The sequence below is a fragment of the Gemmiger qucibialis genome (genome assembly GCF_027689445.1).
In the GTDB taxonomy this organism is placed as follows: Bacteria; Bacillota; Clostridia; order Oscillospirales; family Ruminococcaceae; genus Gemmiger; species Gemmiger qucibialis.
Genome location: NZ_JAQFEN010000002.1, coordinates 126867 through 140735, shown reverse-complemented (window position 1 = coordinate 140735; position 13869 = coordinate 126867). Strand labels below are relative to the sequence as shown.

The following is a 13869-nucleotide window of genomic DNA, read 5'->3' as shown; positions in this document are numbered from 1 at the left end:
TTGTTATAACGTAATTTTAGGGGCGCAGGTTCTACCAGTAGCTGCCACCCTCCACCGCCTGCTTGTTGGCGGGCTGTTCGGCGGGGGCGGGGCGCACCCATGCAGGGTTATACAGCTTGCTGATTTGGGGGTGGGTGTCCCACCGGCGGCCCTTGATGCCAAACAGCAGCTGCGTAGCGCCGCTCATCTGGATGGCAACATGGCCGGTGTCCCGCGCATGGGCGGCCAGCGGCAGGCCGTAAGCACCTGCGCCAATGATGGCAACCTCATAATCGCAGGCATCCATCTGTTTTTCCATTGCGGCAAGGGCATCAAACCAGGTATCATACCCAGTTTTCTGCCCGGCAAGGCCCTGCACTGCCGGGATGACGGTCAGGGAGGCCAGTTCCGGCAGAGTGTTTACCCCGCCGGGGGCGTTGGTGAACAGCTCCCCGTGCTTTTGGTACTGGGCGCGGATGGTATCCGCAAAGGGGTGTACCACCAGCACATGCTTTCCGGCCAGTGCGGCGCTCCAGGGGTTGGCATAATAATATGGTTCCAGCGCGCGCAGCTGGGTAAAGCGGGTGCCGTGGCAGCCATTGATTACCTGCCGCTCGGCCCCCACATCCCACAGCGCCAGCAGGTCCGCCCCCTGAGCGCAGGAAGTGTACAGCTTGCAGAAGCGGTTCAGCGCTTTATCATCGGTGGGAAACACACCGGACAGGGTGTTGATCTCACCCCTGGTTTTCTCGGTATATTTCCCGGTCAAATATTCGGCCACGGTGCGCATCTCGGTTGCACCGCAGCGGCCGAACAGAAATGGCTGCCCGGCGCGGATGGCATCGGCAGCAGCCGCATTGCCCTGTTCCGCGGGCAGAATGATCAGGCCGCGGTATTTCCACCGGAATCGCAGCCCTTTATAGGTATTGCGCAGTACCTCCAGCAAGGCTCCATCATTATCCACGGCGGTTTCCTCCTTGTTTGTCCAGCATGGCCAGGGCGGTTTCGGCGCTGTTTGCCCACAGGAAATGTTCATTCACGCGGCGCTGGGCAGCGTGGCCGCAGGCCGGGTCCGCCGCTGCTTTCTGGATGGCCTCAGCAAACTGGGCAGGGGTATCGGCAAAATAGCCGCTGGTGCCGGGCTCTATGATCAAATCCGGCCCCGGCGCATGGCGGGCAACCGGCGGGCAGCCCGCATACATGGCTTCCAGCAGGCTCATGCCAAAAATTTCGCCGTCATTAAAGTTCACAAACACATCGCAGGCATGGTAATAGGCCTGCACGGTTGCGTTGGGCAGCTGGGGAATGCAGGTACAGCGGTTTTCCAGCTTGTGGATGCGCAGGGCATCCTGCAGTTCCCCGGTCAGGCTCCCCTGCCCGATGACCACCGCGTTCCAGCTGCGGGGCAGTGCTTCCAGTACCGGCACCAGATCCAGCGGGCGCTTGTAGGAATCCAGCCGCCCCACAAAAACAAGATAGTTGGCTTTGGGGTCCAGCTTCAAAAATTCCCGCAGTTCATGTTTTTCCCCATTTGCATTGGGGATGATGGCGGTATCCAGCCCAACGGGCATTACCCCGGCGCATGGCACATGCAGCTGTTCCAGCTGGGCGGCCACGGCGGGGGTTTTGGCATAGGTGGGGGTTTTGCGGTAGATAGCCAGGTTGCGGCGGCACAAAAGGTCCATCACAGCCCGCATAACCGGGTTTTCGGACGCACTTTTGATGGCCCCCAGCTGGCTGTAGAAAAAGATATCGTGATCCCGGCAAAAGCGGTACAGCCCCGGCACGCCGAGGGCGTTATCCCCCATCACATGCACGGCGTCCACATGCTCGTTCAGCAGCGGCTGCCAGGTGCGGTAAAAGGCACTGACCCCGGCTTTGCGGGCCGGTACATAATAGATGCGCACATTGGGCTCCAGGTCCTCGCTGGTCACAGCTTCGGGGGCGGCGTCCGGGTCCGGGTACAGTACAACAGCCCGGCAGCCCAGGGCGGCAAACGCCCGTGCAAGGCCAACCTCCTGCCGGTTATAGGCTCCTTTTTTGCCGGATGCCCCGCAGTACAGCTGCGGGATGGCAATGGTTCGCATAAGCTTTGCTACTCCAATTTATTTTTAGGGCAACACCGCACAATTCCCGCCTTACGGCTTAAGCACCGCTCCGGCGGCTGCGGCACGGCATCTGCGTTGCCAAAATGCTCGATAATGTCTGGTTGCGGTACCCGCATCGTGCTTCGGGGGCAAAAGCCCCTCGCACTCTGCGACCGCTGCCCCTGCTTCGGTTCGCTGTTTCCGCCACTGGCGGCGCTCACCTTTGCAGCATCCAGTATTATCTGCGCTTTTGGCTTAGCATCTGCCGCACCTCGCTCGCCGTATCGGCACTTAGAATTGTGCGGTATTGCCTTAGGGTGTATCTTGCTTTTGGTCACACCTTGCGCAGGTAGCGGGCATCGATCACCTCAATGTCCGCATCCCGGCAATAGGTGTGGATGCCGATCAGATCCGCCGGGTCAATGCCCGCAATGGCAACGTTCTGCGGCATGGCGGCGCACAGTGGCACTTCCGAAGCACCGCGCCGCACCCAGAATTGCAGGTACACACCGTAATCCACCTTGGTGCTGACCTGGGCCGGGCGCACGGTCTGGTCGTTGTTGGTAAACAGCGGGCCAGCATTGCGGCTGCCCAGCTCATAATTGCGGTGCTGCAGGTTAAAGGGTTCATCCTCATCCAGGATAAACTCATCCACATCATCGCGCTCTTTCGCTTCGGGGTTTTCGCGCACAGTATAGCGGCGGTAACGGGTGTACAGCTGGTTGTCCGGCCTGGTTTCGCTGCACAGCACCGTCAGGGCTTCGGGGGTTTTATCCACAATAATGCTGTCGCACAGTTCGCGCCCCACGCTGAACGCCTGCACTTTCTCCCATTTATCCGGGAACTGGGTGCAGCGGTAAAGGGTCAGGCTGTGGTCGGCGCTGGTTTCCGGCAGCATCCACACTTCCCCGCGCCAGTCAAACACGGTGGGGAAAGAGAGATGGAAGTTTTCCTTTAATACCACGCGGGGCGGCAGCAGGTGGTCGTTTTCATCAAACTCCGCCACGGCAATATCACCGCGGTTCTCCGCCATATTGAATGCTTCGCAGAACAGCCAGCGTTTGCCGTTGTCATCCTCATACAGCAGGGGGTCGGCATACCAGGTGCCGGGGGTGTAGGGCAGCGGGGTGTAAGGTTCTTCACCCAGAGCGGGCAGCGGGTCGCAGCCTTCCCCCTTGGGGGCGCGGCGCACCGCAATGGTATAGATTTCTTTTTGGCCGCTCAGCTTTTTGATCAAACGCTTGGGCGGCATATGCAGGGCACGGTAGATCTGGTTCATGAATTTTCGTTCCTCATGATTTCCCGGTAAATTGTCATCAGTTCGCGGTAGTTTTGTTCCGCGTTATACGCCTGGCAGGCTTTTTGCTGCATGGCGGTCAAATCAAAGGTTTCGCCCACGTTTTGCAGCCTGCGCACGGCATCCGCCAGCGCGGCTGCATTGCCGGGGGCAAAGTGCAGGCCGTCAATCCCCTCCTGCACGGCAGCGCCCACGTTGCCAAGATCACTGGCAAGCACAGGGGTGCCCACCGCATGGGCTTCCGCCGGGATCAGGGCAAAGCTTTCATAGCACAGGCTGGGGCAAAGGGCGGCGCGGCTCTGGGCCAAAAGCTCGGTAAGTGTTCCATGCGGGAGCTGGCCGGTAAAGGTTACAGTATCGGGGGCGTTCTCTTTGGCCCAGGCTTCCAGCGGGCCGGTACCGGCCACGATCAGCTGCGGTGCGTCCGGCCCCAGCAGCTGCCAGGCCTCGATGGCGGTGCGCAGCCCCTTTAATTCTTCCAGCCGCCCAGCAAAAACAATCTGGTTTTTGCGCTGTGCCCAGGGCAGCGGGGAATGGTTCGGCGCGGCCACGCCGTTGGGCTTGCAGTACAGCCGCTCCGGGGTAAACACCGGGCGCGAAGCTTTGCGGTTGAATTCCAGCAGCTTGCTGCGATCAAACTCCGTCAGGGTGATCAGGTTCACCTTGCGGTAGGTGCCAAGCAGGCGATGGAACGCATAAATGCCCGCACAGACCAAACTTTGGGCACGGCTGCCGCGGTAGCAGCTGTGCCGCACCGCACAGCCAAGGCCATGCTGCGGGCATTCCTCGCACACATGGCCGTCCCGCATCAGGATGCCGTTGGGGCAAAAAATGCGGAAGTTGTGCAGCGTCTGCACCGCCGGAACATGCTCTTTGAAGCATGCCTGGAACACCGACGGGCTGATGGTCAGCAGGGTGTTATGCACATGCACCAAATCCACCTGTTCTTTGCGGATCAGGGCGCGCACTTCCCGCACGGTTTTGGTGCTGTAGATGGCCCGCAGGGGCAGCAGCAGTTTTTGGGCCAGGCCGCCGGCATCATTATTGCGCTCATAGGTGATCACGCGGTGGCCGTGGGCTTGCAGCATGGCGCACTCCGCGGCAAACACGGCGTCCTCGCCGCCGGGCAGGCGGTAGTGGCAGTGCACCAGCAAAATGGTATGCGGTTGTTCCGGCTGCGGCATCTGCGGCCCCCTTTCCCTGCGTGAACAGAACTAAGGCAGCACCGCACAATTCCCGCCTTACGGCTTAAGCACCGCTTCGGCGGCTGCGGCACGGCATCTGCGTTGCCAAAATGTTCGATAATGTCGGGTTGCGGTACCCGCATCGTGCTTCGGGGGCAAAAGCCCCTCGCACTCTGCGACCGCTGCCCCTGCTTCGGTTCGCTGTTTCCGCCACTGGCGGCGCTCACCTTTGCAGCATCCAGTATTATCTGCGCTTTTGGCTTAGCAGCTGCCGCACCTCGCTCGCCGTATCGGCACTTAGAATTATGCGGTATTGCTCTAAATATAATTATTATACCGCGCAGCACCAGATATGGAAAGAGATAAAACGTAAAAAATGCCCCTGTGCACAACGCCTGCGCACAGGGGCAGCGGTTATTCAGCTTCTTCTTCCAGCTCGCGGACCAAGTTCCAAACTTCGCCAATGGTACCAAGCTGTTTTAAGCGGTCCTCTTCAACCTCGGTACCGGTAGCTTCCCCAAGCTGCCAGGCCAGCTCCACCAGGTCTTCTGCATCCACGCCCAAGTCTTCAAAGCTGGTGTCCTGGCTCAGTTCGGCGGCGTCACAGCTGAACTGCTCCGCCAAAATGTCAAGCAGATCCTCAAACGTCATGTGTCCTTCCCTCCGTATCGATGCATATAGTATTTCTATAATACCCATACGGCAGCATGCCGTCAATGGCAGATTCGACTAATATTGCGAGCTTTTTCCGTTAAAAGCGCACAAGTTTGTACGGTCAGGCTTCGGGTACGGCTGAAAAGCCGAGAATTCAGCCCATTTCAGCCTGTATATCCATGCCGGGCTGCAGGGGCATTGTCTGCTTTATGTATTCAGCATGTAGAGCGCACCATACAGGTTGAACAGCATTGCCGCACCGCAAAGTGCCCAAGCGCTGGAATCCGGTCTCCACTTAGGGCGCCCCAGGAACCATACAAACAGCCACGGGAAAAGATCGATCATATACCGTGCGCCAAACTGCCAGCCGCCCAATGTGCGGTGCATACAGGTCAGGCAGGTCATTAACAGGCACATCGCCGCAACAAACCACCCCGCTGATGGCAGTGGAACACTGACCTGCACTTCCGCCTGGTGCCCGGGCAGGCGCAGCAACAGTCCGCGTACCATCGCCAGCAGGAAAAGCGGGTTGGCAGCAAAGAACAAAAATCCATTGTATATCTCAAAGTGCAGCTGTCCCTGCGCGTCCAGTGTGACCGGGCGCAGCAGCTGCAGCAAATTGGGTACAAGGTAGGTCAGGCTGAACTGGCCGTTCTCCGCGCGGACAAATTCCGGCAGATAGTTGTGTCCAAACTCCGTCACGCTGCCAAACCGCGCAAAGTTATACGCCATCATGCAGGCGGCCATCACAACGGCGGGCAGCAGCGCGGGCAGAATCTTTTTCAGACTGCGCCGCTGATAAAACTGCCAACCCAGCCAACAGGCCAGCAACAACGCGTAAAAGGGGCGGCACCCCACTGCCAACGCCATGCAGAGGGACGCTGCGGCATCCTGCACAGCGTTGCCGCCCTGTGCAAAAAACAGCCCCCAAAAAGCAAACCCCAGCGCACAGACCTGCGCCAGGAACCACACGCCATCGCTGGTTGACATCCAAAAGACATTGGAACCCATGCTGACAAACAGGGTAAAGAACGCACAAGTCACAGGCTGCATACCACCGCGCATACAGCAGGCATACACCCCGCCCGCGCAAAGCAGCGCCAGCCCCATTGCGATCAGATTACCGGGGATGGCGCTCCATTCCCCGGCTGCCGCCACAAAAGGCAGCATCAGTACCGCTGGCACCGGTGGAAAGGATTGATAATACCGTCCCTGATAAATTGCCAATTCCAGCCATGTGTAGTTTTCGCCATTTGCTATATTGTTACGGCCTGCAAGCCAGTTTTCGGCCTGCAAAGCATAACTGTTATAAGGCGAGCTTTGCAGCAGCGTGCCGCCAGCCAATGAGTGATACAGCACCAGTGCCAGCGCAAGGCACGCCAACACCGCCGTCAGTGCAGACGCATGTTGTTTTACGGAGTTTTTCACGACAGGCTCCTACAAAAAAGGGCTGTTGCACAAGAAAAATTCAGGTGCAGCAGCCACCGAGCTATACTTAAATACTTAATTTTCCAGAAAAGATCTGATCACTTGCCTTCGTGCCTTTTCCGTCCTTATTATAGCCTTTCCGGCCGGGCCGTCAAGTTCAGGACCGGCTTTACTTTTTCTGGCCGTAATAGGCGTTGGGGCCGTGCTTGCGCATAAAGTGCTTGTCCAGCACATGCTGGGGGGCGGGCTCCGCGTTGGGGTTGATCTGGCAGGTCAGCAGGGCCATCTTGGCCACTTCTTCCAGCACAACGGCGTGGTAAACAGCCTGGGCGGCATCCTTGCCCCAGGTAAAGGGGCCATGGCTGGCGCACAGAACGCCGGGCACATGCACCGGGTCAATGCCGCGGGTGCGGAAAGTTTCAATAATCACCTTGCCGGTGTTTTTCTCGTAATCTTCCTCGATCTCTTCGGGGGTCAGCTCACGGGCACAGGGCACAGGGCCGTAAAAATAGTCTGCATGGGTGGTGCCGAACGCCGGGATATCCCGCCGGGCCTGGGCCCATGCCACGGCGTGGGTGCTGTGGGTATGCACCACACCGCCCAGCGCGGGGAATGCCTTGTACAGTTCCAGATGGGTCTTGGTATCGCTGCTGGGGTTCAGGTCACCTTCCACCTGATTGCCGTTCAGATCCATGACCACCAGCATATCAGGGGTCAGTTCATCGTACTCCACGCCGGACGGCTTGATGACGAACAGCCCTTTTTCCCGGTCAATGCCGGACACGTTGCCCCATGTGTAAGTAACAAGGCTGCGGCGGGGCAGTTCCATATTGGCTTCGTATACCTGTTGTTTCAGTTCTTCCAGCATAATTGTTCCCTCACATTGTTTCAACGGCGGTGCGCTCGGCGCACAGTGCCTTTTTGTATTCTTTCAGGAATGCGGCAAACCCGGCTTCATCAGCGGCATCCGGGTTCAGGGTGGTGCTGGCGGCACCGGCGGACACGCGGTTCTGCAGGTAGTTTGCCAGCGTTTCGCCATCGGCGTGCTCCACACGGTAAGCAGCCAGCAGGGCCATGCCGTAAGGGCCGCCCTCGCCTGCGGTTTCGGTGCAGGACACAGCGGTGTGGGCGGCAGCGGCCAGGTAGCGCTGGGCCACGCCGGGGGTCTTGAACAGGCCGCCGTGGCCCAGCAGGGTATCCAGCGTCACATGTTCTTCGTTCAGGATATCCAACCCGATGGCCAGCGTGGCAAACGCGGAGTAAATGTTGGCGCGCATCAGGTTTGCCAGGCTGAAATCACTTTCCGGCCCACGCAGCAGCATGGGGCGGCCTGCATCAAAGTGGGTCACGCCCTCGCCGGAGTAATAGTTCACGGGGATCACACCGCCGCAGTCCGGTGCCCCCTGCAAAGAAAGGTTGAACAGCTTGGTAAACAGCTCACCCTTGTTCACTTTTGCACCGCAGAGTTCGGCGTTCTGGGCCAGCAGCTCCACCCAGGCGTTCAGGTCGCTGGTGCAGTTGTTGCAGTGCACCATGGCAACAGGGTCGCCTGCGGGGGTGGTAACCATATCAATTTCGGGGTAAACTTTGCTCAGGGCCTTTTCCAGCACAACCATGGCAAAAATGCTGGTGCCGGCGCTGACATTACCAGTGCGGGGCGCCACGCTGTTGGTGGCGGCCATGCCGGTTCCGGCATCGCCCTCCGGCGGGCAGAGCGGAATACCGGCCTGCAAATTGCCGGCGGGGTCCAACAGGCGGGCACCGGCTTCGGTCAGGGTGCCGGCGTCCGCACCGGCGGGCAGAACCTCCGGCAGCAGCGCGTTCAGGTCCACGGCATAGCCCTTGGCGGCGGCCATGGTGTTGAACTTTTGCAGCATGGCGGCGTCATAACCGCCGGTGGTGCTGTCAATGGGGAACATGCCGCTGGCATCGCCAACGCCCAGCACTTTATGGCCGGTCAGCTGCCAGTGCACATAGCCTGCCAGCGTGGTAAAAAAGTCCAGCTTGGACAGATGCTCTTCTTTGTTCAGCATGGCCTGGTACAGGTGGGCAATGCTCCAGCGCTGGGGGATGTTGAAGCCGAACGCCGCAGTCAGCTCCTCGGCCGCTGCGCCGGTGATGGTGTTGCGCCAGGTGCGGAACGGCACCAGCAGTTCGCCGTTGGCATCAAAGGCCAGGTAGCCGTGCATCATGGCGGAAATGCCAATGCAGCCCACCTTAGTCAGGGTGCAGCCGTATTTTTGCTGTACATCAGCGGCAAGGGCAGCGTAAGCACTTTGCAGGCCCTGCCAGACCTGTTCCAGTGGGTAGGTCCAGATGCCGTTGTGCAGCTGGTTTTCCCAGGTATAATCCCCCTGTGCCAGCGGGGTATGCTCCGGGCCGATCAGCACTGCCTTGATGCGGGTAGAGCCGAATTCGATGCCGAGAGCTGTCTTTTCCGGTACAAAGTTGGACATATTGCAGGACTCCTTTTTGGCAAGCGGAATGCCGTATTTCTTATTTGTTAGTATAGCAAAGTGCGCCCCGGAAAGATAGACCTCTTTGCTTAAATTTCTGGACTTTTGTTCAGGAATGCTGCATTTTAGTTATTTGAACAAATTTCCCCGTGCAGCTTTGTAAGGTCTGCACAGGGGGATGGATTACAGCATGATAACCAATGCGGTTGTGATCAAAACGATACTGGCAATGATGGAAACCGAATTGATCGCACTGGCAAGGCCGAAGTCACTGCCCATCTGCGCGGTAAAAGGCGGGTTGGCGCTGGCCACCGGGGCCAAAAATACGATCACAAGTGCCTGGCGGTATTCCAGCGGGAGCGGCAAGATAAAATAGGCTGCCAATGCTAACGCAATGCCGATGATGTACCGCACGCCCAGAATTTTAATGATATCCCCGATCTGGGACGGGTCGCCGTTCAGGTGGAACCCCACGCCGATCATCAGCATGGCCATAAAGGCGTTGGCATTGCCCACAATGCCCGCAAACTCCACAACCGGGGCGGGCAGGCTCAGGTGCAGAAGCCCCAGGATCGTCATAAAGATATAGGTCATCAGCGGGATGCTGTGCACAAGGTTATTCAAAATCGGCTTGATGCGGAACTTTCCATCGCCGGATTTGACAATGCTGGCAATGCTGTAAGCCCCGCCCAGGCAGATCATGCTGTTGCCGCAGTCAAACAGGCTGACGGCGATAACGCCCACCGGGCCAAGGAAGCCCTGGGCAAAGGGCATGGCAAAGTTGCCGATGTTGCAGCCGGAGGCATTAAGCATGGCAAACGCCTGGCGCTCCCTCCCCTGGGGGAGATACATAACCGAGCCAACGATCATCATCAGCACGCCGAAGCCGAAGCCCATCAGGGTGAGCAGCAGCATGGAGGTCTGCATCTCCCGCCCGGAAAAGTTTGTCACGATCGCCGCCGTCAGGGTGATCTTGATCACAATTTTGCTGAGCACATGGAAGTCGCTCTCTTTAAAGAATCCGACCCGGCGCAGCGCCCAGCCCAACAGAATGATGCCGATAAAACACCCAGCATGCGTAAGAATTTCTACCACGGTTTCCCCTTCTTTGTCCTTAAACTTTTATTTGTTTATATCATACTTTGTACATGTCGGCAAGTAATTCTGCGTCCAAACCGCATATTTTTTTTGCGGCAGCCCAGTTGTATTTACGGCAGCAAACGATTATTCTATAAGTATCATAAACCATATCATTTCCTGCGTGCCGGATTCTCCGGTACGCAGCATACAGAAAGGACTTGCATTCTAATATGGCTTGTACAACAATTCTGGTTGGCAGAAAAGCTTCTTATGATGGCTCTACCATGATTGCCCGCAATGACGATTCCGGTTCCGGGCATTTCACCCCCAAAAAGTTCGTGGTCGTTCCCCCGCAGGAGCACCCGGCCGTGTACCGGTCGGTACTTTCCCATGTGGAAGTGGAGCTGCCCGGCAGCCCGATGCGGATGACCGCAATGCCCAACGCCGTGGAGGGCAAGGGCATCTGGGCCGCAGGCGGTGTGAACGAGGCCGGTGTCGGCATGACCGCCACCGAGACCATCACTTCCAACCCCCGCGTTCTGGGGGCTGACCCGCTGGTGGAGTATATCCCCGCCAAGGACGGTCAGCCAGAAGTTCCCGGCGGCATTGGCGAGGAGGACATTGTTTATCTGGTACTGCCTTACATCCACACTGCGCGCGAGGGCGTGCTGCGGCTGGGCAAGCTGCTGGAAAAATACGGCACTTACGAGATGAACGGCATTGCGTTCCAGGACGTGCACGAGATCTGGTGGCTGGAGACCATCGGCGGGCACCACTGGATCGCTAAGCGCGTTCCGGACGATGCCTATGTGGTGATGCCCAACCAACTTGGCATTGACCAGTTTGATCTGGAAGACGCATTTGGCGCCAAAAAGAACCACCTTTGCTCCGCCGACCTGGATGATTTTATTGAGAACAACCATCTGGATCTTTCCTGGAACGGGGTACTGAACCCGCGGGACGCCTTTGGCAGCCACGATGATTCTGACCATGTGTACAACACGCCGCGTGCCTGGTTCATGCTACGCTATCTGAACCCCCACAGCAAGAAGTGGGACGGCCCCAACGCCGACTACACACCCCGCAGCGATGACCTGCCGTGGTGCATGGTACCGGAAAAGAAGATCACGCCGGAGGATGTCAAATACGTATTATCCTCCCACTATCAGGGCACACCGTATGACCCGTATGGCAGCAGCCAGTCGGACCAGAAGGGCGCATTCCGCTCCATCGGCATCAACCGCAACGACTTTATGGCCCTGATCCAGATGCGCCCCGACCAGCCGGAGGATTCCCGCGTTTTGGAATGGATCGCCTTTGCTTCCAACGCGTTCAATGTGATGGTGCCGTTCTATGCCAATGTAACCACCACCCCTGCGTATCTTTCCAACACTACGGGCGCGGTTTCCACCGACAACTTCTATTGGAACAGCCGGATGATCGCCGCCATGGCCGATGCTGCCTACAGCAAATCGGTGTTCCATATTGAGCGCTACCAGCTGGCGGCGGCTTCCGCCGGGCATGCGAACATCAATACTTACGATGCCAAGCTGCGCCGTGAACAGGATGCTTCCGCCCGCGCCGCCCTGCGCGAGCAGGCCAACGAAGCCATGGCCGATACCATCCGCGGCCTGGCCGCCGACACACTGGACAAAGTGCTGTATGAGCTGAGCTGCCAGATGAAAAACTGCTACTCCCGCTCGGATGCGTAAAACCGCATAAGTGTAAAGGCAATACCACATAATTCTAAGTGCCGCAGCTGCCGGAGCGGTGCTTAAGCCGTAAGGCGGGAATTGTGCGGTGTTGCCCTAACCCTTAAAAGCAAATCAGCCCTTGCCATCTCTCAGGCAGGGGCTGATCTTTTGCGTTAATACTGGTACTTTTTCCGGTTTTTAACCAGGAAGAATGCATTGACAAACAGTGCGGCGATTTCGGCTGCCACAACGGAAAGCCAGATGCCGTTCATGCCCAGCAGATGGGGCAACACGAGAATGGCGGTGACCTGGAACACCAGGGTGCGCAGGAAAGAAATAACGGCGGATACTATGCCGTTGTTGAGCGCGGTAAAGAATGCCGAGCCAAAGATGTTAAAACCGCAGAGCAGGAAGCTGAGGGAATACAGCTTCATGCCGAGGGTAGTCAGTTCCAGCAGTTCCGCATCATAACCCACAAAGAAGCGGGAAAGCGGGGCGGCCAGCAGCTCACTGAAGCAGAGCATCGCCACACCCCCCACGGCAATGACCCGCAGGCTGATACGCAGCAGGTTTTTTAGCTCGTCCGTGTTGTCGGCACCGTAATGATAGCTGACAACCGGGGCACAGCCCTGGGCATAGCCGATAAAGATGGCGGCAAAGATAAAGCTGACATACATGATAACGCCGTAAGCGGCTACGCCATCGGCGCCGCCCAGGCGGAGCAGCTGCCAGTTGTACAGCGCGCCTACCAAAGAGGCGGACAGATTCGTCATCAGTTCACTGGAGCCGTTGGTGCAGGCCTTAAGTAGCGCCTTGCCGCTGAACACCGGACGCACAAAGTGTAGCAGGCTGCCGTTGCCGGGGCGGGCAAAATAGAACATGGGGCCGATGCCGCCGATCAGCTGGCTAATCACCGTTGCAGCTGCGGCACCGGTGATGCCAAGCCCCATGACACCGACAAACACAAAGTCCAGCACCATGTTGGTCAGGCCGGCTGCCACGGTAAAGAAAAGGCCTAACTTTGGTTTTTCGGCCGTGATGAAAAAGCTCTGGAACAAAAATTGCAGCATAAACGCCGTCTGGAACACCGTGATGATGGTGCCGTACAAGATGCAGTCATCCAGCAGTTCCGCAGTGGCCCCCAGCAGAACAGCCGCGGGGCGCAGCACCAGCAGGGCAACCACCGTAAAAATCACGCCCAGCACCGCAGTGGCGCAGACCAGCATGGAAAACAGCTCATTGGCGCGCTTTTTGTTGCCGGTGCCCAGCGTCATAGCAACCAGAGCGCTGCCGCCGGTGCCCAGCATAAAGCCGATGCAGCCAAATGCCTGTAAAAACGGCATAATGAGATTGACGGCAGCGAATGCCTGTTTGCCGGCAAAGTTGGAAACGAAAAATCCATCCACCACGCTGTAGATGGAGGTAAACACCATCATGATGATAGGGGATGCTGCAAAGCGCAGGATGCGCGATGTGGTAAAATGGTCTGATAATTGGATGCGCTGATTCATACTTTCTCCTGTTGTAAAATTTTGTTGAATTCTGTGCGGATGGCGTTCAGGTGTTCCTGGCCAAGGCGGACGAAATGTTCAGCCTCCGCCATGCCCAGCTGTTCCAGTGCCACCTGTTCTGCGCTGTACACGGGTTTGGCCGTTTTGGCTGCCAGTTCCCGCCCGGCTGGCGTCAGGTGCAGCAGTTTGCCGCTGTAACGGCCCGGCGCGGGTTCCAGTTCCAACAGTCCTTGCTTGACCATCGAAGCCACGGCTGAATTCATCGTCTGCTTCGGCAGGTTCCATTCCATGCACAGGCGGTTCTGGGTCTGCGGTTCGCTGCTGTTATACAGTGAATACAGCAGCCAGAACACGGTATCCGAAACACCGTAATGCACGGCAAGCTCATGATAAAGGGCGTTGCATTCATTGAACTGGCGGTTCATCTGTTCCAACAGATTTCGGGCAGTGAGATGGTGTTCTTCCGGCATTACACTATCATTCTCCTATTCTTCAGGCA

12 protein-coding genes are annotated in these 13869 nt (G+C 57.8%); 1 reads left to right on the top strand and 11 read right to left on the bottom strand.

The genetic code is table 11. The features are described 5' to 3' along the window. Positions 1-31 precede the first annotated feature (31 nt). From PG062_RS04535 to PG062_RS04495, 9 genes are all read right to left on the bottom strand, one after another. Entirely contained in the window at positions 32-943 is a 912-nt protein-coding gene (locus PG062_RS04535; protein WP_270751382.1) for a hypothetical protein, read from the bottom strand. After that, positions 936-2066: a glycosyltransferase family 4 protein gene (locus PG062_RS04530; protein WP_270751381.1), complete on the bottom strand. Its 1131-nt coding sequence runs from the start codon at positions 2064-2066 to the stop codon at positions 936-938. The genes PG062_RS04535 and PG062_RS04530 overlap by 8 nt, the downstream gene beginning before the upstream one ends. Before the next feature lie 334 nt (positions 2067-2400). Then, positions 2401-3345 (bottom strand): glucosamine inositolphosphorylceramide transferase family protein, encoded by a 945-nt coding sequence (locus PG062_RS04525; RefSeq protein WP_270751380.1) that lies wholly within the window; start codon positions 3343-3345, stop codon positions 2401-2403. Beyond that, on the bottom strand, positions 3342-4547 hold the full coding sequence (locus PG062_RS04520) for a glycosyltransferase family 4 protein (protein WP_270751379.1): 1206 nt from the start codon (positions 4545-4547) through the stop codon (positions 3342-3344). Before PG062_RS04520 ends, PG062_RS04525 begins: the two co-directional genes overlap by 4 nt. A gap of 414 nt (positions 4548-4961) precedes the next feature. Next, the gene (locus PG062_RS04515; RefSeq protein ID WP_270751378.1) at positions 4962-5198 is read right to left on the bottom strand and encodes a phosphopantetheine-binding protein; all 237 of its coding nucleotides are present in this window, start codon (positions 5196-5198) and stop codon (positions 4962-4964) included. A 210-nt stretch (positions 5199-5408) separates the two neighbouring features. Then, on the bottom strand, positions 5409-6629 hold the full coding sequence (locus PG062_RS04510; protein ID WP_270751377.1) for a hypothetical protein: 1221 nt from the start codon (positions 6627-6629) through the stop codon (positions 5409-5411). 169 nt (positions 6630-6798) lie between these two features. Beyond that, on the bottom strand, positions 6799-7497 hold the full coding sequence (locus PG062_RS04505; RefSeq protein WP_114000741.1) for an L-ribulose-5-phosphate 4-epimerase: 699 nt from the start codon (positions 7495-7497) through the stop codon (positions 6799-6801). Between the two features lie 10 nt (positions 7498-7507). After that, positions 7508-9085, bottom strand: a complete 1578-nt coding sequence (locus tag PG062_RS04500) for a xylulokinase (RefSeq protein ID WP_270751376.1) — start codon at positions 9083-9085, stop codon at positions 7508-7510. A 183-nt stretch (positions 9086-9268) separates the two neighbouring features. Further along, positions 9269-10180, bottom strand: a complete 912-nt coding sequence (locus PG062_RS04495; protein ID WP_114000739.1) for an AEC family transporter — start codon at positions 10178-10180, stop codon at positions 9269-9271. Positions 10181-10395: 215 nt separating this feature from the next. On the opposite strand from PG062_RS04495, the gene PG062_RS04490 reads away from it, so the two are divergent. Further along, positions 10396-11877 carry a C69 family dipeptidase gene (locus PG062_RS04490; protein ID WP_270751375.1) on the top strand — a complete coding sequence of 494 codons (1482 nt, stop codon included), beginning with the start codon at positions 10396-10398 and terminating at the stop codon, positions 11875-11877. A gap of 155 nt (positions 11878-12032) precedes the next feature. Here PG062_RS04490 and PG062_RS04485 read toward each other — a convergent pair whose 3' ends face one another. Both PG062_RS04485 and PG062_RS04480 read right to left on the bottom strand, forming a co-directional pair. Further along, a complete protein-coding gene (locus PG062_RS04485) occupies positions 12033-13370 on the bottom strand; it encodes an MATE family efflux transporter (RefSeq protein WP_270751374.1) in 1338 nt (445 codons plus the stop codon). After that, entirely contained in the window at positions 13367-13840 is a 474-nt protein-coding gene (locus tag PG062_RS04480) for a MarR family winged helix-turn-helix transcriptional regulator (RefSeq protein ID WP_270751373.1), read from the bottom strand. The genes PG062_RS04485 and PG062_RS04480 overlap by 4 nt, the downstream gene beginning before the upstream one ends. Positions 13841-13869: the final 29 nt, after the last annotated feature.

Excerpts from the sequence above, each read along its gene's own strand:
- PG062_RS04500 (WP_270751376.1), bottom strand. The coding sequence starts at position 9,085 with ATGTCCAACTTTGTACCGGAAAAGACAGCTCTCGGCATCGAATTCGGC.
- PG062_RS04515 (WP_270751378.1), bottom strand. The coding sequence starts at position 5,198 with ATGACGTTTGAGGATCTGCTTGACATTTTGGCGGAGCAGTTCAGCTGT.
- PG062_RS04530 (WP_270751381.1), bottom strand. The coding sequence starts at position 2,066 with ATGCGAACCATTGCCATCCCGCAGCTGTACTGCGGGGCATCCGGCAAA.
- PG062_RS04520 (WP_270751379.1), bottom strand. The coding sequence starts at position 4,547 with ATGCCGCAGCCGGAACAACCGCATACCATTTTGCTGGTGCACTGCCAC.
- PG062_RS04490 (WP_270751375.1), top strand. The coding sequence starts at position 10,396 with ATGGCTTGTACAACAATTCTGGTTGGCAGAAAAGCTTCTTATGATGGC.
- PG062_RS04505 (WP_114000741.1), bottom strand. The coding sequence starts at position 7,497 with ATGCTGGAAGAACTGAAACAACAGGTATACGAAGCCAATATGGAACTG.
- PG062_RS04525 (WP_270751380.1), bottom strand. The coding sequence starts at position 3,345 with ATGAACCAGATCTACCGTGCCCTGCATATGCCGCCCAAGCGTTTGATC.
- PG062_RS04485 (WP_270751374.1), bottom strand. The coding sequence starts at position 13,370 with ATGAATCAGCGCATCCAATTATCAGACCATTTTACCACATCGCGCATC.
- PG062_RS04480 (WP_270751373.1), bottom strand. The coding sequence starts at position 13,840 with ATGCCGGAAGAACACCATCTCACTGCCCGAAATCTGTTGGAACAGATG.